The 22,955-nt window shown below is 51.3% G+C and carries 19 protein-coding genes; 14 read left to right on the plus strand and 5 right to left on the minus strand.

Annotated features, from left to right (window positions below):
• Positions 1-150 precede the first annotated feature (150 nt).
• On the plus strand, positions 151-1,623 hold the full coding sequence (gene pdxR / locus C2U43_RS17375) for a MocR-like pyridoxine biosynthesis transcription factor PdxR (RefSeq protein WP_103285557.1): 1,473 nt from the start codon (positions 151-153) through the stop codon (positions 1,621-1,623).
• A gap of 45 nt (positions 1,624-1,668) precedes the next feature.
• On the opposite strand, the gene uxuA is transcribed toward pdxR, so the two are convergent.
• Positions 1,669-2,859, minus strand: a complete 1,191-nt coding sequence (uxuA, locus tag C2U43_RS17380) for a mannonate dehydratase (RefSeq protein WP_103285558.1) — start codon at positions 2,857-2,859, stop codon at positions 1,669-1,671.
• Positions 2,860-3,061: 202 nt separating this feature from the next.
• On the opposite strand from uxuA, the gene C2U43_RS17385 reads away from it, so the two are divergent.
• The 9 genes from C2U43_RS17385 to yejF all read left to right on the plus strand — a co-directional run bounded on the left by C2U43_RS17385 (position 3,062) and on the right by yejF (position 14,717).
• Positions 3,062-4,528, plus strand: a complete 1,467-nt coding sequence (locus C2U43_RS17385) for a mannitol dehydrogenase family protein (RefSeq protein ID WP_103285559.1) — start codon at positions 3,062-3,064, stop codon at positions 4,526-4,528.
• 119 nt (positions 4,529-4,647) lie between these two features.
• On the plus strand, positions 4,648-5,634 hold the full coding sequence (locus C2U43_RS17390) for a CobW family GTP-binding protein (RefSeq protein ID WP_003834563.1): 987 nt from the start codon (positions 4,648-4,650) through the stop codon (positions 5,632-5,634).
• 33 nt (positions 5,635-5,667) lie between these two features.
• A complete protein-coding gene (locus C2U43_RS17395; protein WP_032944023.1) occupies positions 5,668-6,381 on the plus strand; it encodes a phosphatase PAP2 family protein in 714 nt (237 codons plus the stop codon).
• Positions 6,382-6,794: 413 nt separating this feature from the next.
• On the plus strand, positions 6,795-7,364 hold the full coding sequence (mepS, locus tag C2U43_RS17405) for a bifunctional murein DD-endopeptidase/murein LD-carboxypeptidase (protein ID WP_003834567.1): 570 nt from the start codon (positions 6,795-6,797) through the stop codon (positions 7,362-7,364).
• Between the two features lie 167 nt (positions 7,365-7,531).
• A complete protein-coding gene (locus C2U43_RS17410; protein ID WP_103285560.1) occupies positions 7,532-9,091 on the plus strand; it encodes a cyclic di-GMP phosphodiesterase in 1,560 nt (519 codons plus the stop codon).
• 100 nt (positions 9,092-9,191) lie between these two features.
• Positions 9,192-11,006: an extracellular solute-binding protein gene (locus C2U43_RS17415; protein ID WP_103285561.1), complete on the plus strand. Its 1,815-nt coding sequence runs from the start codon at positions 9,192-9,194 to the stop codon at positions 11,004-11,006.
• Positions 11,007-12,101 (plus strand): microcin C ABC transporter permease YejB, encoded by a 1,095-nt coding sequence (locus C2U43_RS17420; RefSeq protein ID WP_103285562.1) that lies wholly within the window; start codon positions 11,007-11,009, stop codon positions 12,099-12,101.
• Positions 12,101-13,126: an ABC transporter permease gene (locus C2U43_RS17425; protein WP_003834577.1), complete on the plus strand. Its 1,026-nt coding sequence runs from the start codon at positions 12,101-12,103 to the stop codon at positions 13,124-13,126. The genes C2U43_RS17420 and C2U43_RS17425 overlap by 1 nt, the downstream gene beginning before the upstream one ends.
• Before the next feature lies 1 nt (position 13,127).
• Positions 13,128-14,717 (plus strand): microcin C ABC transporter ATP-binding protein YejF, encoded by a 1,590-nt coding sequence (yejF, locus tag C2U43_RS17430; RefSeq protein ID WP_103285563.1) that lies wholly within the window; start codon positions 13,128-13,130, stop codon positions 14,715-14,717.
• 3 nt (positions 14,718-14,720) lie between these two features.
• Here yejF and C2U43_RS17435 read toward each other — a convergent pair whose 3' ends face one another.
• The 3 genes from C2U43_RS17435 to rsuA form a co-directional block, all read right to left on the minus strand.
• Complete coding sequence (locus C2U43_RS17435) at positions 14,721-15,065, minus strand: YejG family protein (RefSeq protein WP_085951589.1); 345 nt, start codon at positions 15,063-15,065, stop codon at positions 14,721-14,723.
• Positions 15,066-15,398: 333 nt separating this feature from the next.
• Complete coding sequence (locus C2U43_RS17445; RefSeq protein ID WP_003834584.1) at positions 15,399-16,589, minus strand: Bcr/CflA family multidrug efflux MFS transporter; 1,191 nt, start codon at positions 16,587-16,589, stop codon at positions 15,399-15,401.
• Positions 16,590-16,604: 15 nt separating this feature from the next.
• The gene (rsuA, locus tag C2U43_RS17450) at positions 16,605-17,312 is read right to left on the minus strand and encodes a 16S rRNA pseudouridine(516) synthase RsuA (RefSeq protein ID WP_008785291.1); all 708 of its coding nucleotides are present in this window, start codon (positions 17,310-17,312) and stop codon (positions 16,605-16,607) included.
• A 151-nt stretch (positions 17,313-17,463) separates the two neighbouring features.
• Here rsuA and C2U43_RS17455 point away from each other — a divergent pair, with 151 nt between their 5' ends.
• On the plus strand, positions 17,464-19,224 hold the full coding sequence (locus tag C2U43_RS17455) for a DEAD/DEAH box helicase (RefSeq protein ID WP_103286009.1): 1,761 nt from the start codon (positions 17,464-17,466) through the stop codon (positions 19,222-19,224).
• A gap of 124 nt (positions 19,225-19,348) precedes the next feature.
• Positions 19,349-19,633: a 50S ribosomal protein L25 gene (gene rplY / locus C2U43_RS17460; RefSeq protein WP_003027502.1), complete on the plus strand. Its 285-nt coding sequence runs from the start codon at positions 19,349-19,351 to the stop codon at positions 19,631-19,633.
• 120 nt (positions 19,634-19,753) lie between these two features.
• Here the strand turns inward: rplY and yejK are convergent, their stop codons facing one another.
• Entirely contained in the window at positions 19,754-20,761 is a 1,008-nt protein-coding gene (gene yejK / locus C2U43_RS17465; RefSeq protein ID WP_048234884.1) for a nucleoid-associated protein YejK, read from the minus strand.
• A gap of 134 nt (positions 20,762-20,895) precedes the next feature.
• On the opposite strand from yejK, the gene C2U43_RS17470 reads away from it, so the two are divergent.
• Positions 20,896-21,123, plus strand: coding sequence for a YejL family protein (locus tag C2U43_RS17470; protein ID WP_003027506.1), 228 nt, complete (start codon positions 20,896-20,898; stop codon positions 21,121-21,123).
• A gap of 31 nt (positions 21,124-21,154) precedes the next feature.
• On the plus strand, positions 21,155-22,915 hold the full coding sequence (yejM, locus tag C2U43_RS17475; protein ID WP_057066518.1) for an LPS biosynthesis-modulating metalloenzyme YejM: 1,761 nt from the start codon (positions 21,155-21,157) through the stop codon (positions 22,913-22,915).
• Positions 22,916-22,955: the final 40 nt, after the last annotated feature.

The following is a 22,955-nucleotide window of genomic DNA, read 5'->3' on the forward strand; positions in this document are numbered from 1 at the left end:
TTTAATAGCGACACGCTAAGGGATAATAAAAATCAAAAATAGAGACAGCGATGGCAAGCTATAGGAACAGCCGCTACTCCATGAGGTGTATCAAATAGTAAAAACGAGAAATTCGTAATATAGTGGCTATATATTAATAAGGAATTCCTCATGCTTACATTAACGCTCAATAGAGAACTCCGCACTCCGCTGCAATTGCAAATTTTTCAATTTTATTTCCAGGCTATTCAGCAGGGAGATTTGCTTTGTGGCGATAAGCTTCCCTCTATTCGCGAGCAGGCTCAGGTATTGAACGTAGCCAAAATAACGGTAGTGATGGCCTATGATAAGCTTATGGCTGCAGGGTTAATCAAGAGCCGACACGGCATTGGCTATGAAGTGATATTCACCACGCCTGTACGTATAACACCAACGCATGTGCCCGTTACCCAGGGTTCTCCGCCGACAAAACCTAAAGCTGCCGGAGTCTCAACCGATGTTTACGCCGAGCCTGGACGAGAGTGCTACTGTCGGATGGGCGTCCCCGATCCCAACGCTTTTCCCTGGTCAAGTTGGCGGAAATGGAATAATGCTCCAAGCATACTTAAAGAACAATTATTTACCCGATACCATTCACCAAGTGGATTATTTTCACTGCGTGAGCAATTGGTCAGATACCTTAATTTATCCCGCGGAATTAATACCCGAGCAGAGAACATCATCATTACCAACGGGATTCAGGAAGGATTATCACTGCTCAGCCAAATATTTATTATTCATCATGCCGTCAGTCAGCAAAAAAAGTGCCATATTGTGACCGAATCCCCTTGTTATTCTGGCGCATGGCATCTTTTTAATTATTACGGTGCAGACATTACGTCAATTGCCGTAGATAACCACGGGCTGCAAACAGATAATTTACCCGAGTATGAAACCCAGCTTTGTTATGTTACTCCAGCGCATCAGTATCCGATGGGAAGCGTGCTTTCACTGGAGCGCCGTCAGTCATTATTAACGTGGGCGCAACGCGTCGGCGCTTACATCATTGAAGATGATTACGATGCCGTTTTTACCTATGGGGAAAATCCCCTTCCCGCGCTGAAAGCCATGGATTATCACAACCGGGTTATCTACATGGGGACATTTTCTAAAACGCTGGGGCCAGGCGCACGGCTAGGCTATCTTATTTGCCCTGATGAACTGCTTCCGGCGGTACAGAATATGAAAGCGCTCAATAACAACGGCAGCCAGTGGTTGTTGCAGCAATTTTTGGCCGAACTGATGCAAAATCAGGTGTTTTATACGCATATCAGCAAGCTGGCCTGCAGCTATGCGACGCGCCTCACCCTGTTACGCGATGGCCTTTCCACTCTGTTTCCCGAAGGGAAAATCGCTGGCGCAACGGCAGGTCTGCACCTCTCGTTACGCATTGCCAGACACGCAGAATTCATCACCAGGTTGCAACAATGCTGCCTGTTGGCCGGGATCCGTTTCGACACTCTGCCGGATATAGAAAATGGATCAGAAGCCGCATGGCGCAAAGAGAACAGCGATGCTGTTATGTTTTTTGGGTTTGGTGGATTGCAGATACAGCAGATCAATAAAGTGCTGACAGTGCTGGAGCAGGCGCTCGCGCAACCTTGATGAAAAACAGGGATCGCGCCTGTCGCGCAATCCCTGTTGTTAGACTTACAGCAGATCGCGGAACTGCGTTTGTTTCAGCGCCAGCTCAACGCCACGGACTTCTGCCAGGCCTTTCAGGCGGCCAATCGCAGAGTAGCCCGGGTTGGTTTTCTTGTGCAGATCGTCAAGCATCTGGTGTCCATGATCCGGACGCATCGGGATAGGACGCAGGTCGCCCGCCTTTTTACGCCGCTGCTCTTCGCTCAAAATGGCAGCCACCACCGATACCATATCCACATCGCCCTGCAGGTGCGCACCTTCGTGGAAGGTTTTCGGGTTATCTTCACGACAGGTTGAGCGCAGGTGCGTGAAGTGGATACGATCGCCAAAGGTTTCGATCATTTTCACCAGATCGTTATCAGCGCGCACGCCGTAAGAACCGGTGCACATGGTGAAACCGTTATTTATGCTGTCGACCGTTTCTTTCAGCCACTGCATATCTTCGATAGTCGAAACGATACGCGGCAGGCCAAGGATCGGGCGCGGCGGATCGTCAGGATGCACGGCCAGACGCACGCCGACTTCTTCTGCCACTGGCACAATCGCCCGCAGGAATATCGCCATATTATCGCGCAGATCGTCCTTGCTGATGCCGTCGTATTCAGCGAGACGCGCACGGAACTGATCCAGCGTATAGCCCTCTTCTGCACCAGGCAGACCAGCAATGATATTGCGGGTCAGCTTTTCAATTTCTGCATCGCTCATGGCATTGAAGTAGTCCAGCGCCTGGCGTTGTTCTTCGGCGGTATAATCCGCTTCAGCTCCCGGGCGTTGCAGAATGTGAAGTTCGAAGGCCGCAAAAGCAATCTGGTCAAAACGCAGCGCTTTGGAACCATCCGGCAGCTGATATTCGAGGTCGGTACGCGTCCAGTCGAGGATCGGCATGAAGTTATAGCACACCGTATCGATACCACAGGTCGCCAGATTACGGATACTCTGCTGATAGTTGGCAATCCACGTTTGATATTGACCTGAACGCGTTTTGATATCTTCGTGGACAGGGATACTTTCCACTACCGACCAGGTCAGCCCTTTTTCAGCCAGAATGGCCTGACGCTGCTGAATTTCTTCTACCGGCCACACTTCACCGTTAGGAATATGGTGCAAGGCGGTCACAACACCCGTTGCGCCAGCCTGACGCACATCATCAAGCGATACCGGATCGTTAGGTCCGTACCAACGCCAGGTTTGTTCCATTGTTTCACCTCACAAGTTGTTATACCAAATCAAATCATCTTAATGACGACTACCATACAGGCATCCGTCAACTGATCAACACATTGCCGATGATTGGTTGATCAAGCTCACATTCCCCGGATAAATGAGGCACACCAATTCAATTTGTTGTCATATAACTTTATACTGCCATTGTTAATTTATGGTTAATCAGGTGTATTAAATGAAAACTATTGCCTCAGCGCCACTGGCGGAAAATGTCATGATGCCGCAATACGACCGCCAGCAATTAAAAACGCGGATTGTGCATTTTGGTTTCGGTGCTTTTCACCGCGCCCATCAGGCGTTACTAACCGATAGGGTGCTGAATGCGCAGGGTGGAGACTGGGGTATTTGTGAGATCAGTCTGTTCAGCGGCGATCGACTGATGAGCCAACTGCGCGAACAGGATCATTTATTTACCGTGCTGGAAAAAGGGGCCAACGGTAACCAACCAATTGTTATCGGCGTCGTCAACGAATGTCTCAACGCCAGGCTGGATTCGCTGGCGGCCATTATCGAAAAATTCTGCGAACCTCAGGTGGCTATTGTCTCGCTAACCATCACAGAAAAAGGCTACTGCATCGATCCGGCGACAGGCTCGTTAGACCTCAGTAATCCACGTATTGCTCACGATCTGCAAACACCGACTGAACCGCACTCTGCCCCCGGAATTATTGTTGAAGCCCTACATCGCCGACGTGAACGCGGGCTACAGCCGTTTACCGTCCTCTCTTGCGATAACATCCCGGACAATGGTCATGTGGTAAAAAACGCCGTCCTTGGAATGGCGGAGAAACGTACACCAGAACTGGCAACCTGGATTCAGGAGCATGTCAGTTTCCCAGGCACCATGGTCGACCGCATTGTCCCTGCCGCCACTGAAGAGTCACTGGCCGAAATTGCCCGCGAGCTGGGGGTTGCCGATCCTTGCGCAATCAGCTGCGAACCGTTTATCCAGTGGGTGATTGAAGATAATTTTGTGTGTGGCCGCCCACAATGGGAAACGGCGGGCGTCCAGATGGTCGAAAATGTGTTGCCGTGGGAACAAATGAAACTGCGGATGCTGAACGGCAGTCATTCGTTTCTCGCTTATCTCGGCTATCTGGCCGGGTTCCAGCACATCAGCGACTGTATGCAGGACAGCGCATTTCGTGAAGCCGCTTACCGCCTGATGCTCAACGAACAGGCACCTACGCTGCAAATTACCGATATTGATTTAGACCAGTATGCCCTAAGCCTGTTGGAGCGTTTTGCCAACCCAGCGTTGAAACATAAAACCTGGCAAATCGCGATGGACGGTAGCCAGAAATTACCCCAGCGCAAGTTGGAAGGGATCCGCGTACATTTAGCCCGCCAAAGTGAGTGGCCACTGCTGGCTCTCGGCGTCGCAGGCTGGATGCGTTATGTGAGCGGCGTGGATGATTCAGGCACCGCTATTGATGTTCGTGACCCGTTGAGTGAAAAAATTGCCGCTCTGGTTAAACAGAGCACAGAGTCAGAACGCGTCAACGCCCTGCTTTCGCTGCGCGAGATTTTCGCCACCGATCTTGTACAGAATCCGCAGTTTGTCGCGGCCATTCAGCAGGCCTGGCAACGCATTGCCCAATACGGTGCGCATCAGGCTGTCATTGAGACGTTAAAAAGTTAACGATTTCTGCCATTAAGCAGGACGAAGCGCCTCTTCGTCCTCTCACCCCTTCTCTTTTTCCCCGTTTTTCGCCAGGATTGTTAAATGCCATTACGGTAATTTATGATTCTGGAGTAAATGTGACTAAAACCAATCTCATCACCGGTTTTCTCGGCAGTGGCAAAACCACCTCTATTCTTCATTTATTGGCAAACAAAGATCCTGCTGAGAAGTGGGCCGTGCTGGTTAATGAGTTTGGTGAAGTTGGCATTGATGGCGCGTTGCTGGCCGACAGCGGTGCGCTGCTAAAAGAGATCCCCGGCGGCTGTATGTGCTGTGTTAACGGTCTGCCAATGCAGGTTGGTCTCAATACGCTGCTGCGTCAGGGAAAACCCGACCGCCTGCTGATTGAACCCACCGGCCTCGGACATCCCAAACAGATTCTGGATTTACTCACCGCTCCGGTTTATGAGCCGTGGATCGATCTGCGCGCAACCCTCTGTATCCTTGATCCTCGCCTGTTACTGGATGAGAAAAGCGTCGCCAATGACAATTTCCGCGATCAGCTGGCCGCCGCTGATATCATTGTTGCCAACAAAACCGACCGTGCCACGACGGAAAGCGAAAACGCCCTACAAAGCTGGTGGCAACACTACGGTGGTAATCGCCAGTTAGTTCATGCCGACCATGGGCAAATTGACGGACAGCTACTGGATTTGCCCCGACTAAACCTGGCGGAGCTTCCTGCAAGCGCGGAGCACGCCCATAGCCATGCCAACAAAAAGGGGCTGGCAGCGTTGAGCTTACCCGCACAGCAGCGCTGGCGTCGTAGCCTCAACAGCGGTCAGGGCCATCAGGCCTGCGGTTGGATTTTTGACGCCGATACGGTGTTCGATACCATCGGTCTGCTGGAATGGTCGCGTCTTGCCCCGGTTGGGCGCGTGAAGGGGGTAATGCGTATTAAAGAAGGACTGGTACGCATTAACCGCCAGGGAGACGACTGGCATATAGAAACGCAAAACGTCGCGCCACCGGATAGCCGTATTGAACTCATCGCCGATACCGAGACCGACTGGAATGCGTTACAGAGCGCGTTGTTGAGACTTCGTTTAGACGCTAGCGCGTAAGGTTGCCTTCGTTTTTAGCAATGGTAAACGACGATGAAAACCCGATACCCTTTAATCCTCCTGCTTAATATTGCTGGTCTGGCACTGTTTCTGTCCTGGTATATTCCAGCCGGGCATGGGTTCTGGTCTTCACTCGATACGGGCGTTTTCCGCTTCTTTAATCATAAACTGGTGGAAAGCCCGCTGTTCTTATGGGTTGTTGCTATTACCAATAATCGGGCATTTGATGGCTGCTCATTGCTGGCTATGGGCGCATTGATGCTGCACTTTTGGCTCAAAGAGACGTCGGAAGGTCGCCGACGCATTGTGGCTATCGGTTTGGTTATGCTGCTCACCGCAGTGGTATTAAATCAGCTGGGCCAGGCGCTTATTCCCGTTAAACGCGCCAGCCCCACGCTTATGCTGGATAATATTTATCGCGTCAGCGAACTGCTGCATATTCCGACCAAAGATGCGTCGAAAGACAGTTTTCCTGGCGATCACGGCATGATGCTGCTTATTTTTTCCGCATTTATGCTGCGTTATTTCGGAAAAGTCGCAGGAATAATCGGCCTTATTATTGCTGTGGTTTTTGCCTTCCCGCGCGTAATGATTGGCGCTCATTGGCTCACTGATATCGTGGTTGGTTCCATGACGGTGGTCTTGATTGGCCTTCCCTGGTGGCTAATGACGCCATTAAGCGACCGATTAGTCACTCTGTTCGTGAATTATCTACCCGGCAAAAACAAACAATTTTTAAACAAATAACGCAGAGTAATTAACATCATCAGGGATACTTCTGATTCCCTGATGATGCCGGGCAATATTTCATCATTCTGATTGTCATTCTCCTGTCATCTTATTCATGTTTAAAATGAGTAGTTTGCGTATTTTTTACCCTGATTGTTCTTAATTTAGACAATGCCGTTTATTCACTTTCTGTATCAATTTTTCTTATAAGAAATCACGTAAAATCACTCGCATTGACCGGAACGATCGGGTAATCTCGAACTCGTTTTGCCTCGCGGGATAATTATTCCCTTTCAGAATAAATTTGTGCGTTCTGCCACAGATTTGACCTTAAGGAATTGTCTCATCGTGCGATGGTAATTAGTCTCGTCACGTTTGGCATTTTTTATAACGATATTTATCGTTAAGGACTTCAAGGGAAAACAAACAAAATGGTCAAATCTCAACCGATTTTGAGATATATCTTGCGGGGCATACCCGCGATAGCAGTTGCGGTTCTGCTTTCTGCATGTAGCACAACGAACACCGCCAAGAATATGCATTCTGAGACGCATGCTGTGGGCAATGGAGATAACTCTTCACTGCAAGCCTCTCAGGATGAATTTGAAAATATGGTACGTAATATCGATGTTAAATCACGTATTATGGACCAGTATGCTGACTGGAAAGGCGTGCGTTACCGCCTTGGCGGCAGCACCAAAAAAGGTATTGATTGCTCAAGCTTCGTGCAGCGTACATTCCGCGAGCAATTTGGTTTAGAGCTTCCGCGCTCAACCTATGAACAACAGGAAACGGGAAAATCCGTTTCGCGCACTAATCTGCGCACAGGCGATCTGGTTCTGTTCCGTGCTGGTTCTACTGGCCGTCACGTCGGTATTTATATCGGTAACAACCAGTTTGTACATGCCTCGACCAGCAGTGGCGTTATCATTTCCAGCATGAACGAGCCTTACTGGAAAAAACGTTACAACGAAGCTCGCCGGGTTCTGAGCCGCAGTTAGTTTCGTTTGGCAGCTATCCCTTGGCTATCCTGATGAGACATTCCAAAAGCACTGCTTCGGCGGTGCTTTTTTGTTTCACCCTGCGACTAAGAAAAATCTCACAACATGAGTCATTTCAGGTTATATTCATACAGAGTAAGCGGTTAAATCAGGTAAAATAAGGATCTATGTTCAGACGCTCTTCTTCATCCGGTCGGAAAATCCTGCTTTCCTGTATGTTAACGGGGCTTATCGTCGCAATACTCGTGAGTACCCTGCAGTTTTTCGTCACTTGGCATAAACGAGAAGTTAAGTACGACACGCTCCTTGCCGATATCCAGAATTACGTCAGCAGCTACTTCACCGACCTCAAAACCACCACCGATGCCCTTCAGCCGCTGGTTGCCAACAGTTGCCAACAAGTCGGCGCTAAACTGACCTCCAGTGCAGCCTTCAGCCTGAACGTTCGCGCTTTCTTACTGGTAAAAGACGGCATCGCTTTCTGCTCTTCCGCGACAGGTTCCATGTTCACTCCGATTTTGGATTTGATACCAAACCTCGATATCAGCAGAAATATTGATGTGGAATTACTTCCCGGTACGCCCATGATGCCGGATAAGCCAGCGATCATGATTTGGCACCGAAACGCGTCATTCAATGATAGCGGCGTATTTACCTCACTGAATATCAATCTGGCACCTTACCTACTCTATACCGCCCGGCAGGATGATTTTGACGGTATTGCGATTATCGTCGGTAATACCGCAATTTCGACATTCTCATCGCGAATCATCGATGTCTCCGCTCTTCCTCATACCTCCTGGCGGCAGGCCACTCTTGAAGGGATCCCGCTTAAAATTCGCTTATACGCACAAGAGTGGAACTATACCGACGTCTGGTATTCTATTTTGTTGGGATGTATGGCCGGGATTATTGCCGCCCTTCTCCTCTGGTACTACATCTACAGCATCCGTTTACGCCCAGGCAAAGATATCCTCAACGCCATCAAACATAACCAGTTTTATGTGGTGTACCAGCCCGTCGTAGAGATGCAAACGCTGGAAGTGAAAGGCGTCGAGGTCCTGTTACGTTGGAATCACCCAACAACGGGCGAGATCCCACCGGATGCCTTTATTCATTACGCTGAATCACAGAAAATGATCGTCCCGCTGACTCAGCATCTCTTTAAGTTGATCGCCCAGGATGCCCCGGCGCTGCAAAAAGTGTTACCCGCTGGCGCAAAATTGGGGATCAATATCGCGCCATCGCATCTGCATGGCGAGACATTTAAAGACGACATCCGGCACCTGCACGCTTCACTTCCCGCAAACTATTTTCAGATAGTGCTGGAAATCACTGAACGAGATATGCTCAATCAGAACGAGGCCACAAAGCTATTTGAATGGCTGCATTCCGCAGGTTTTGAAATTGCGATTGATGATTTTGGCACCGGCCATAGCGCGCTTATTTATCTGGAACGCTTTACCGTTGACTACCTGAAAATCGATCGTGGGTTTATTAACGCCATTGGAACAGAAACCCTGACCTCTCCGGTTCTGGACGCCGTGTTGACACTTTCTAAACGTCTTAATATGCTGACGGTTGCGGAAGGGGTAGAAACTCCTGAGCAAGCCCGTTGGCTGCGCGATCGTGGGGTGCATTTTTTCCAGGGATACTGGATTAGCCGACCATTAAAGCTTGCTGATTTTGTGCGTTGGATGGCGCAACCCAATAAGCCGACGTGGTGATCGCAGTATGCGATTCATATACTCTCACTCGCCGCTACATCCCTTATCTTTCAGGCATGATGCCCGTCGGGTTGTGGCAGGAAAAGGAAATCGCTTTTATATGATCCCTCGCGTACTGCTTCTGTTTATTACCCTCATCGGGTTTAGCGCCCAGGCGCAATCCATCAAAGAAAGCTATGCTTTTGCCGTACTGGGTGAACCGAAGTACGCATTTAACTTTAATCACTTCGATTATGTGAATCCCGCAGCCCCTAAAGGGGGTCAAATTACCCTGTCCGCCATTGGCACATTTGACAACTTTAACCGCTACGCGATGCGCGGTAACCCCGGCGCACGTACCGAAACGCTTTACGATACGTTGTTTACGACCTCTGACGATGAACCTGGTAGCTATTACCCGCTCATTGCCGACAGCGCGCGCTACGCTGACGACTATTCCTGGGTAGAAATTGCCATTAATCCACGAGCGCGTTTTCACGATGGCTCACCCATTACCGCCCGCGACGTCGCATTCACCTTCCACAAATTTATGACTGAAGGCGTGCCGCAGTTTCGTCTGGTCTACAAGGGAACAACGGTAAAAGCCATCGCGCCATTAACCGTACGCATTGAATTAGCCAAACCGGGTAAAGAGGACATGCTCAGCCTGTTTTCATTACCCGTAATGCCAGAGAAGTACTGGAAAGATCATAAGCTCAGCGATCCCTTATCATCGCCACCGCTCGCCAGCGGCCCTTATCGCATTACGAAATGGAAGATGGGCCAGTATATTGTCTATTCGCGCGTCAAAGATTATTGGGCCGCTAATCTGCCCGTCAATCGTGGACGCTGGAACTTTGATACCATCCGCTACGACTACTATCTGGATGATAACGTCGCCTTTGAAGCGTTTAAGGCCGGTGCGTTTGATCTGCGTCTTGAAAATGATGCCAAAAACTGGGCGACGCGTTATACCGGGAAAAATTTCGCGAATCACTACATCATCAAAGATGAACAAAAAAACGAGTCCGCGCAGGATACCCGCTGGCTGGCATTTAATATTCAGCGTCCGGTATTCAGCGACCGACGGGTACGGGAAGCCATCACGCTGGCCTTTGATTTTGAATGGATGAATAAAGCGCTGTTCTATAATGCCTGGAGCCGGACCAACAGCTATTTTCAGAATACCGAATATGCCGCGACAAAATACCCCGACGCAGATGAACTGGTGATACTCGCGCCCTTGAAAAAAGATCTCCCCTCTGAGGTCTTTAGCCAAATCTATCAGCCGCCAAAATCAAAAGGCGATGGCTACGATCGCGACAACCTGTTGAAAGCCGATACCTTACTGGAGCAGGCCGGGTGGGTACTAAAGGGTCAGCAGCGGGTAAATAGCGCCAGCGGTAAACCTCTGAGCTTTGAACTGTTGCTCCCGGCGGGCAGCAACAGTCAATGGGTGCTGCCGTTCCAGCATAACCTGCAGCGCTTAGGTATTGCCATGAATATCCGCCAGGTGGATAACTCACAAATCACGAACCGCCTGCGCAGTCGCGACTATGACATGATGCCGAGGTTGTATCGCGCGATGCCGTGGCCGAGTTCGGACCTGCAAATTCTGTGGGCCTCTCAATATATTGATTCCAGCTACAACGCCCCCGGCGTACAAAGCCCGGTGATTGATAAACTGATCGACCAAATCATCGCGGCACAAGGTGATAAAGCCAAATTGATCCCACTAGGCCGGGCACTGGACAGGGTATTAACCTGGAACTACTACATGTTGCCGATGTGGTTTATGGCAGAGGATCGCATCGCCTGGTGGGATAAATTTTCACATCCTGCTATTCGCCCAATTTACACCATTGGCCTCGACAACTGGTGGTATGACGTCAACAAAGCGGCGAAACTGCCCGCTGCCAGACGACAGGGAGAATAAATGGGCGCGTATCTGATTCGACGTCTACTGCTGGTGATCCCAACGCTTTGGGCCATCATCACCATCAACTTTTTTATCGTGCAAATTGCCCCAGGCGGACCGGTTGAACAGGCCGTCGCCGCCATTGAGTTCGGGCAAAGCGGGGCATTACCCGGCGCGGGTAGCGAAGGCGTTCGCGCCAGCCACGCGCAAACCGGCGTTGGTAACATCAGCGACAGTAATTATCGAGGCGGCCGGGGTCTGGACCCGGAAGTGATCGCCGAAATCACTCGCCGCTATGGGTTCGATAAGCCCATTCATGAGCGTTACTTCAAAATGCTCTGGGATTACATTCGTTTCGATTTCGGTGACAGCCTGTTTCGTAGCGCCTCGGTGCTGACGCTTATCAAAGACAGCCTGCCTGTTTCCGTCACGCTGGGGCTGTGGAGTACGCTCATCATCTATCTGGTGTCGATACCGCTTGGGATCCGCAAAGCGGTGCATAACGGCAGCCGGTTTGATGTCTGGAGCAGCGCATTTATTATTGTCGGCTATGCCATACCGGCCTTTCTGTTTGCCATTTTGCTGATCGTCTTTTTTGCCGGGGGAAGCTACTACGACCTGTTCCCGCTTCGCGGGCTGGTTTCGGCCAATTTTGACTCCCTGCCCTGGTATCAGAAAGTAACCGACTACCTTTGGCATATAACCCTGCCGGTGCTGGCGACGGTGGTTGGTGGGTTTGCCGCGCTGACTATGCTGACCAAGAACTCATTTCTGGATGAGGTGCGCAAACAATATGTCGTCACCGCACGCGCTAAAGGGGTCAGCGAGAAAAATATTCTGTGGAAACATGTGTTTCGCAATGCCATGTTGCTGGTGATCGCCGGCTTCCCGGCAACGTTTATCAGCATGTTTTTTACCGGCTCACTGCTGATTGAAGTGATGTTTTCGCTTAACGGCCTGGGATTGCTGGGTTATGAATCCACCGTATCACGCGACTACCCGGTAATGTTTGGCACGCTTTATATCTTCACCCTGATCGGTCTGCTGCTGAATATCCTCAGCGACATCAGCTATACGCTGGTCGATCCTCGTATAGATTTTGAGGGACGCTAATGTCGCGATTAAGCCCCGTCAATCAGGCCCGCTGGGCGCGCTTTCGCCACAATCGTCGCGGCTACTGGTCGCTGTGGATTTTTCTGGTGCTGTTCGGTCTTAGCCTGTGTTCAGAACTGATTGCCAATGATAAGCCGCTACTGGTGCGCTACGACAATAGCTGGTATTTCCCCCTGTTCAAAAACTACAGTGAAAGCGACTTCGGCGGACCGCTGGCGACTCAGGCTGATTATCAGGACCCGTGGCTACAACAGCGCCTGGAAAACCAGGGCTGGATCCTGTGGGCACCAATACGCTTTGGGGCCACCAGCATTAACTTTGCCACCGATAAGCCCTTCCCTTCCCCGCCTTCCGCACAAAACTGGCTGGGAACAGACGCCAACGGCGGTGATGTACTGGCGCGCATCCTCTACGGCACACGTATTTCTGTCTTGTTTGGTCTAATGCTCACCCTCTGTTCGAGCGTGATGGGCATTATGGCTGGCGCAATTCAGGGCTATTATGGCGGCAAGGTGGACCTGTGGGGGCAACGATTCATTGAAGTTTGGTCAGGAATGCCAACGCTGTTTCTCATCATTCTATTGTCGAGCGTGGTCCAGCCTAACTTCTGGTGGCTGCTGGGCATTACTGTGCTGTTTGGCTGGATGAGCCTGGTTGGCGTGGTGCGCGCGGAATTTTTACGTACCCGAAACTTTGATTACATTCGAGCCGCTCAAGCGCTAGGCGTAAGCGATCGCAGTATTATTCTGCGTCATATGCTGCCCAACGCGATGGTCGCGGCCCTGACTTTTTTACCGTTTATTTTATGCGCCTCGATAACTACTCTGACCTCACTGGATTTTCTTGGGTTCGGTTTACCGCTTGGCTCGCCATCACTGGGAGAACTCCTGTTACAGGGTAAAAACAACCTGCAGGCACCGTGGCTTGGCATCACCGCGTTCATCTCCGTTGCCCTGCTACTATCACTACTGATCTTTATTGGTGAAGCGGTACGCGATGCGTTTGATCCCAACAAGGCGATTTAAAATGACACAACCTCTGTTAGCCATTGAGAATTTATCGGTAGGTTTTCGTCAACAAGAGACCGTGCGCACCGTAGTCAATGCCCTCTCACTACGGGTTGATGCCGGACAAACGCTAGCGCTGGTGGGCGAGTCTGGATCGGGGAAAAGCGTGACCGCGCTTTCTATCCTACGGTTGTTACCGTCCCCTCCGGTAGTTTACCCTTCCGGGGACATCCGTTTTCACGGTGAATCATTACTTCACGCCAACGAGCAGACGCTTCGCGGCGTACGGGGGAATAAAATCGCCATGATTTTCCAGGAGCCGATGGTGTCACTGAACCCGCTCCACAATCTGGAAAAACAGCTTTATGAAGTGCTGTCGCTGCATAGGGGAATGCGTCGGGATGCGGCGCGGGCAGAAATCCTGACCTGCCTGGATCGCGTAGGCATCCGTCAGGCGGCCAAACGTCTCGCAGATTACCCACACCAGCTGTCCGGCGGTGAACGCCAGCGTGTGATGATCGCCATGGCACTGCTGACACGACCTGAGCTGCTTATTGCTGATGAACCGACCACCGCGCTGGACGTTTCCGTCCAGGCACAGATCCTGCAACTGCTGAGGGAACTACAGCGCGAGCTGAACATGGGATTATTGTTCATCACCCACAACCTGAGTATTGTGAAAAAACTGGCCGATACCGTGGCGGTCATGCAAAACGGCCAGTGCGTTGAGCAAAATAGAGCAGCACAGTTGCTCACTGCGCCAACGCATCCCTACACGAAGAAATTATTAAACAGCGAACCTTCCGGCGACCCGGTACCTTTGCCTGTCGGGCAAGCTCCGTTGCTGGAAGTAGAAAAACTCCGCGTCGCCTTTCCTATCCGCAAAGGTATCCTAAAACGCGTGGTGGACCACAACGTCGTCGTTAACGACGTCAGTTTTTCCCTCCGGCCCGGTGAAACGCTGGGGCTGGTTGGAGAGTCAGGCTCCGGAAAAAGCACTACCGGACTGGCGCTTCTGCGGTTAATCACCTCGCAGGGAAGCATTGTGTTCGATGGTCTGGCACTGCATACCTTAAATCGACGCCAGCTGTTGCCGGTCCGTCACCGTATTCAGGTGGTATTTCAGGATCCCAACTCCTCGCTGAACCCACGCCTGAGCGTGCTACAGATTATCGAGGAGGGGTTGCGCGTTCATCAGCCTACCCTGTCAGCCGAACAACGCGAGGCACAGGTGAAAGCGGTAATGGCGGAAGTGGGATTGGATAGCGAAACGCGACATCGTTATCCTGCGGAGTTTTCTGGCGGACAACGCCAACGCATTGCTATTGCGAGAGCATTGATTCTCAAACCTTCCCTGATCATTCTGGATGAACCAACATCGTCGCTCGACAGGACCGTACAGGCGCAAATCCTGACGTTGTTAAAATCCTTACAGGAAAAGCATCGGCTGGCTTATATTTTTATCAGCCATGATTTGCACGTAGTACGCGCATTATGCCATCAGGTTATTGTGCTACGTCAGGGAGAGGTCGTGGAGCAAGGGCAATGCGAGCACGTCTTTAACGCACCACAGCAGGCCTATACGCGTCAGCTGCTCGCGCTAAGCTGACGCTCAAAAAGGATTGTTGTTTGAAAACGGTTCTGCGATAGCCACGCCGAAGTTTTTCAGTCTGCAGGTCGCGGCAAATTCGTCCTGGCGATTCACAAACAGGCACGGCTCCCCTTCACATTCCAGTACGGAACAAGGAACCTCGATATCACTGAGGGCCTGGCTGAGCTTATGCATGACTGACCACGCGCTGTCACCATCAGGACTGAGCAATTTGAGTGCCACCAGGCTGTTCTCATTACTCTGACCGTTTTGCGGAATCGGTTCAACTTTCGAACCTGCGAAACCCACCGACCAACGATAGCTCTGCGGCAGACGATGAACGATTGAGAGTTGTAATGTCATCACTTTCTTTCCCTGGAAGCACAATCACTTCACAATTATTTTACATCAATATTAACACATCATTGACAATACGTCTTTAGACAGTTGGTAAACGTTTACATCCAGTACTTATGCTGCTTACAGAACCCAGTAATTAAATTTATTCAACGGTTCTGGCATATTTCCGGGCTATATGTACTCGTTTCTGCGATCTAACTCAACCTTTTTAACTACAATGATGTGACTTTTTACATAAATTGATTTTACATAAAATAAACATAAGCGGGGGAAATGATAGATTTGCGGTTGATGTACATCAACTCTGGAGACCTTATGGCCCCCAGGTTGTGTAATAGATCACCGTTTTTGAGCGCGACTGGCGTAAAGATAGAAGAGAATTGAGCAGGTAGCGCAAAATGCGATCGACCATATCATTGGCCAGGCCGAGTTAAAGGTCGCCAGAGACAACAGGGCCCCGACAATGGCGCCAATGCCAAAGCGGAATGTCCCAGCCAGCGATGACGCCGTTCCCGCCATATGCGGAAATTCATCCAGAATAACCGCCATGGCGTTTGATGACACCATCGATACACAGCCAACAAACGCCGCAACGCCAACGACCAGAGCCCAGAACCCCAGCCCAAACAGTGCGCTAAAGACCATCCATCCCGCCATCACGAACTGGATCCACAGACCGGTACGGAACATATTCAATGCCCCAACCCGACGCACAAAGCGACTGTTGATGATAGTCATCACGAACAGGAATACGATGTTCAGTGCGAAGTAATAACCGAAATGCTGCGGTGAAACGTGGTTGATCTCAATGTAAACAAAGGGTCCGGCGCTCAGAAACGAGAACATCCCGGCAAAGCTGAACCCGCTGGCCAGCATATAGCTCAGCACTCGTTTATGACGAAACAGCGAGGCAAAGTTGCCAATAGTGGTACGCAGGCGAAACGGCTGGCGACGCTCTACAGGCAGGGTCTCTTTGATCAGCGTAAAGATCATCACCGACGCCAGAACAGCCGCCATGGCGAGGATCCAAAAGATATAGTGCCAGCTAAGCCATACCAGCACCCAACCACCCACGATAGGTGCCAACAAAGGCGCAATTGTCGTGACCAGCATGACGAATGACATCATGCGTGAGAACTCTTCCTTCGGATAGATATCGCGCATCAGGGCGTTGATAACCACGCTCGCCGCCGCAGCAGCCAGACCGTGGAAGAAACGCATCACGATCAGTTGATCAATAGTTTGCGCCAGGGCGCAGGCCACTGCCGCCGCCGCAAACACCAGCGTTCCGCCCAGAATCACCGGCTTGCGTCCAATGCTGTCAGCCATTGGGCCATAGAGCAACTGCCCCACTGCAAACCCCAGAATATAGGTACTGAGGGTCATCTGCGCGCTACCCGCAGGCACACCAAACTGTTCTGAGATAACAGGTAGCGCCGGAAGATACATATCAATCGACAACGGCATCAGCATGGCTAACAAGCCAAGGATAAAGACTATGGCAATTGACGAGTTCTGCCGGGTGGTCACATTTAGCTCCTGAAATTAACGCGGGGTTAAGTTAACGCTGGCGATTTCTTCTTCGGTCAATGGACGGTATTCACCCGGCTCCAGATCGTCATCAAGCCTGATGTCACCAATTCGTTCACGGTGCAGTTCCACAACGTGGTTACCCACCGCGGCAAACATACGTTTTACCTGATGATAGCGCCCTTCGCTGATGGTCAATCGCACCTGAGTTGGCGTAATGACCTCCAGAACAGCCGGTTTGGTCAGGTCTTTTTCATTATGCAACTGTACGCCATGGGCAAACTGCTCGGCGGTATCGTCTGCCACTGGCGACTCCAGCGTCACCAGATAGGTTTTCTCACAATGGTGACGAGGAGAGGTGATACGATGCGACCACTGTCCGTCATCGGTCATCAGTACCAGTCCGGTGGTGTCGATATCCAGACGCCCTGCCGCATGCAGTTTGTAGGCAACCGGTTCATCAAGGAAATAGAGCACCGTCGGATGATCCGGGTCATCCGTTGAGCAAACATAACCCTGAGGCTTATTCAGCATAAAATAGCGCGGGCCATTTTGTTGAACCAGGGAATTACCGTCATATTCGACGTCGTGTTCTGGTAGCAGCTTAAAGGCACTGTTTTTAACGATTTCACCGTCGACGGTAACGCGGTTAGCACGGATCTCACGCCCGGCAATAGCGCGGCTGACGCCGAGTTGCTGAGCGATAAATTTATCAAGTCGCATGAGTGTGATTTTTGCCTGTAAAAATACGAGAAGCGGGTTTACGCCCGAAAAGTGGGACTATTATCCGCCCAGTATAGCGGTGTTACACCATCCCTCAAGGGAAATGATTCATGGCATACTATACATTGTTGCTGTTTACCTTAATGAGCTCATGATTTTTACTCTTCGCCCGTACCAAAAAGAAGCCGTGGACGCCACGCTCAACCATTTTCGCCACCACCGCACCCCGGCGGTTATCGTCCTGCCAACCGGCGCGGGCAAAAGTCTGGTGATTGCAGAACTGGCCCGCGTGGCACGTGGTCGCGTACTGGTACTGGCGCACGTCAAAGAACTGGTCGCACAAAACCATGCCAAATATTGTGCGCTGGGGCTGGAAGCCGATATTTTTGCCGCAGGCCTGAAGCGTAAAGAGAGCCACGGGAAAGTAGTCTTTGGCAGCGTACAGTCGGTAGCGCGTAATCTGGAGGCCTTTCAGGGAGAATTCTCACTGCTGATCGTCGATGAATGCCACCGTATTGGCGATGATGAAGAGAGTCAGTATCAGCAAATCCTCACTCACCTGACTAAAGTAAATCCCCACTTACGTCTGCTCGGGCTTACTGCCACACCTTTTCGTTTGGGTAAGGGCTGGATTTATCATTTTCATTATCATGGTATGGTGCGCGGCGATGAAAAAGCGCTGTTTCGCGACTGCATTTATGAATTACCGCTGCGCTACATGATTAAACACGGCTACCTGACGCCGCCAGAACGCCTCGACATGCCGGTCGTGCAGTATGACTTTAGCCGCCTGCAGGCGCAGAGTAACGGCCTGTTTAGCGAAGCGGATCTGAATCAGGAGCTGAAAAAGCAGCAACGAATAACGCCGCATATCATCAGCCAGATTGTCGAGTTTGCCCAAACCCGCAAAGGGGTGATGATTTTCGCCGCCACCGTTGAGCACGCCAAAGAAATTCTGGGCCTGCTGCCCGCTGACGACGCCGCGCTAATCACTGGGGATACGCCAGGCGCTGAGCGCGACGTGCTGATTGAAGAGTTCAAAGCCCAGCGCTTTCGCTATCTGGTGAATGTGTCGGTCCTGACCACCGGCTTTGATGCCCCGCACGTTGACCTTATCGCCATTCTGCGCCCGACGGAATCAGTTAGCCTTTACCAACAAATTGTCGGTCGTGGGTTGCGCCTTGCACCGGGTAAAACCGACTGTCTGATCCTCGATTATGCCGGCAACCCGCACGATCTGTACGCACCGGAAGTGGGTGCACCGAAAGGGAAAAGCGACAACGTTCCGGTACAGGTGTTCTGTCCTGCCTGCGGATTTGCAAACACCTTCTGGGGCAAAACCACGGCAGACGGCACGCTGATTGAACATTTTGGCCGCCGCTGCCAGGGATGGTTTGAAGATGATGACGGCCATCGCGAACAGTGCGATTTTCGTTTCCGTTTTAAAAACTGTCCACAGTGCAACGCGGAAAATGACATTGCTGCCCGCCGTTGTCGGGAGTGCGACACGGTGCTGGTTGACCCGGATGACATGCTGAAAGCCGCGCTCAGGCTCAAAGATGCGCTGGTCCTGCGCTGTAGTGGTATGGTGTTACAAAACGGGCAGGATGATAAAGGCGAATGGCTGAAAATCACCTATTACGATGAAGATGGCGCTGACGTCAGCGAACGCTTTCGCCTGCACACTCCCGCGCAGCGTACGGCCTTCGAACAACTGTTTATTCGCCCGCACACCCGAACACCCGGTATACCCTTACGCTGGATAACCGCCGCCGATATCCTCAATCAGCAGGCGTTGTTACGGCATCCTGATTTCGTGGTGGCGCGCATGAAAGGTCAGTACTGGCAGGTCCGTGAAAAGGTCTTCGATTATGAAGGACGCTTTCGTCGGGCACATGAATTACGCGGTTAATCGTACTTTTGATTGATGTACCAGCCGTTTGAGTATAGAATCTCGCCCGCTTTTGCATACGCAAAGCAGATCACTTACCTGTTGCTGGGTCGCCTGTAGCAGGAATTATTAAAGAGAGATTTAAATGTTTACTATCAACGCTGAAGTACGTAAAGAGCAGGGTAAGGGTGCGAGCCGCCGCCTGCGTGCCGCTAACAAGTTCCCGGCAATCATCTACGGTGGCGCAGAAGCCCCGATTGCTATCGAACTGGATCACGATGCAGTTATGAACATGCAAGCTAAAGCTGAATTCTACAGCGAAGTTCTGACCATCGTTGTTGACGGTAAAGAAGTTAAAGTTAAAGCTCAGGCTGTACAGCGTCACCCGTTCAAGCCGAAGCTGTCCCACATCGACTTCGTTCGCGCGTAATCGCAAACAAGTTGAAGAAAAACCCCGCCAAGGCGGGGTTTTTTTATGGGGTTTTGTCATCGATACTGATGGTTCTCGTCGACCGGATAAGGCGTTAACGCTCTCACCCGGCACACGGTTTTATTTCCCGCCAGACGTGCGGCGCTGCAGCTGGTCGCGCAGGTTCGGCGGCGTACCTTTGATGGTCAACGTATCTGTAGCCGGATCCCAGAAAATACGTTCACCCAGTAACATAGCGTCGAAGTTAATGGTTAACCCACCGCCGCTGCCGGCAAATTTGGTTAACTGACGCAGCGTACTGCGATCCGCAGGGAAGCTCTCTTCCAGCTCGTAGCCTTTATCAGCGGTAAATTCGCTGAAGCTGACTTCACTGACGCCGGAAAGCTCTTTAGACAGCGACTCCAGTTCGATCTCTTCACCAGCCTGCAGCTGCTCGTTACAGTAGCTGTACACCTGCTGACGCACGTTCTGGCGTTCGGCTTTATCGAGTTGAGCCTCATTGGTAAAGTCATCGAGCGCCTGCAGCAGGCCACGGTTTTGTGCTTTGGCGTTCAGACCTTCGCTGGCACCGAGGAAATCCATAAAGAAATCGGCGACTTTGCGCCCTACCCGCCCTTTCAGGAACGTCAGATAGCGTGTGGACTCCGGATTGGTTTCCCACTCGGTTAAATCAATACGCGCCACGATGTCCGCATGATTGATATCCAGATAGTGCGTCGGGTTGATATCCAGATTTTCATTGACGCGCATGCTGCTTAAATTGTTCAGCACGGCGACCAGCAGATACTCTACCGCCAGATAGCGGTAATGGCAGAACAGGACAATACCGCCGTCGGCAAAAGGATATTTCGCCAGCTCGTCCCGCAAGCGTCCGGTCGCGGCACGACTAAATGCCAGAAAATCCTCTTCGCCCTGACGCTGTAAACGCAGCGTTTGCGCCAGCTCACTCTCTTCGCTAAACAGGCCATAGGCTTTATTCTTGGCGCTATACACCCGATGCAGTTCAGCCATCATATCGACAACCGTCGCTGTCGGTTCCAGTAATGAATCGCGCAAGACCAGCTCAAGGTTCTGCTCGTCACGTTTGATAAGCTGGTGCAGGGCAATCTGGTTGATATCCAGACTCATGATAAACTCTCCTTTTAGACCGGGCGGTATTCAACCACCTGCCGGGCAGTGACGCAATAGAAGATAAAAAAGCAGAAAAAAAACTGTCTGTACGGTAATATGTTGCCCTTTCATGAACAGACTGATTTCGATTTATGCCACAAATTTCCCGCTATAGTGACGAACACGTTGAACAACTGCTGAATGAGATGCTCAACGTACTGGAAAAACATAAGGCGCCGACCGACCTTTCCCTGATGGTTCTGGGAAACATGGTGACTAACCTTATCAATACAAGCATCGCACCGGCCCAGCGCCAGGCGATTGCCAACTCTTTTGCCCGCGCATTGCAGTCTTCGGTAAACGACGACCAAGCGCATTAAGAGCCTGCTCCGGGGAAACGAACAACAGTTTATGGTAACTCATCGTCAGCGCTACCGTGAGAAAGTCTCCCAGATGGTTAGCTGGGGGCACTGGTTTGCCTTGTTCAACATTCTGTTGGCCATGGTTCTCGGTAGCCGTTACCTGTTTGTCGCCGACTGGCCGACAACCCTTGCAGGTCGTGTATATTCCTACCTGAGCGTTGTCGGGCATTTTAGCTTTCTGGTGTTTGCCACCTATCTGCTAATCCTGTTTCCCCTGACGTTTATCGTCATGTCCCAGAGGCTGATGCGATTCTTATCAGCTATTCTGGCGACAGCTGGCATGACGCTGTTGTTAATCGACAGCGAAGTTTTCACCCGCTTCCACCTGCACCTTAACCCGATAGTCTGGGAACTGGTCATTAATCCTGACCAGAACGAAGCGGCGCGTGACTGGCAACTGTTGTTTATCAGCGTGCCGGTTATCCTGCTAATAGAAATGTTGTTTGCGACCTGGAGCTGGCAAAAGCTGCGCAGCCTGACGCGTCGTCGCCATTTCGCAAAACCGTTAGCGGCATTCTTCTTCGTTTCTTTTATCGCCTCGCATGTGGTGTATATCTGGGCAGATGCCAATTTCTATCGCCCGATTACCATGCAGCGCGCAAACCTGCCGCTCTCCTACCCGATGACGGCGCGTAAGTTTCTGGAAAAACATGGCCTGCTGGATGCGCAAGAGTATCAGCGTCGCCTGATCGAACAGGGTAATCCGGAAGCGGTTTCCGTACAGTACCCGCTCAGCGAACTGCACTATCGCGATCTGGGCACCGGCCAGAACGTTCTGCTGATCACCGTAGACGGCCTGAACTACTCACGCTTTGAAAAACAGATGCCTGCGCTGGCTGAGTTCGCCGGGCAGAATATCTCCTTTACGCGTCACATGAGCTCAGGCAACACCACGGATAACGGGATCTTTGGCCTGTTCTATGGTGTATCGCCAAGCTACATGGACGGCATTTTGTCGACCCGAACGCCTGCGGCGCTGATCTCTGCACTGAACCAGCAAGGGTATCAGTTAGGACTATTCTCCTCGGATGGCTTTACCAGCCCGCTTTATCGCCAGGCGCTGCTGTCAGATTTCTCCATGCCGAGCGTGCAAACACAATCTGATGAGCAAACCGCAAGCCAATGGATTAACTGGCTGGGACGCTACGCGCAGGAAGATAATCGCTGGTTCTCCTGGGTCTCCTTTAACGGGACAAACCTTGATGACAGTAACCAGAAGAACTTTGCCAAACGCTACGCCAGCGCCGCTCAGGATGTGGATGCCAATATTAACCGTGTTCTTAGCGCCCTGCGCGACTCGGGTAAACTGGACAACACGGTGGTGATTATCACCGCTGGCCGCGGTGTGCCGCTGACTCAGGAAGAGAACAACTTTGCCTGGTCGCGCGGTCATCTGCAGGTTCCTCTGGTGATTCACTGGCCGGGAACACCTGCCCAGCGTATCAATAGCCTGACCGATCATACAGACCTGATGACGACGCTGATGCAGCGCCTGCTGCATGTCAGCACGCCGGCTAACGAATACTCGCAGGGGCAGGATTTGTTCAATGCTACACGTCGTCATTACTGGGTGACCGCCGCTGACGGCAGCACGATGGCCGTGACTACGCCAGAGATGACGCTGGTGCTGAACAACAACGGAAATTATCAGACCTATGATTTACGTGGCGAGAAAATAAAAGATCAGAAACCGCAGCTCAGCCTGCTGCTACAGGTTCTGACGGATGAGAAACGATTTATTGCTAACTGATTAATTATAAATCAGTTAGTGAGGCATCCTCTTGCATTCG

The organism is Citrobacter freundii complex sp. CFNIH9, from assembly GCF_002903305.1.
Classification (GTDB): Bacteria; Pseudomonadota; Gammaproteobacteria; order Enterobacterales; family Enterobacteriaceae; genus Citrobacter; species Citrobacter portucalensis.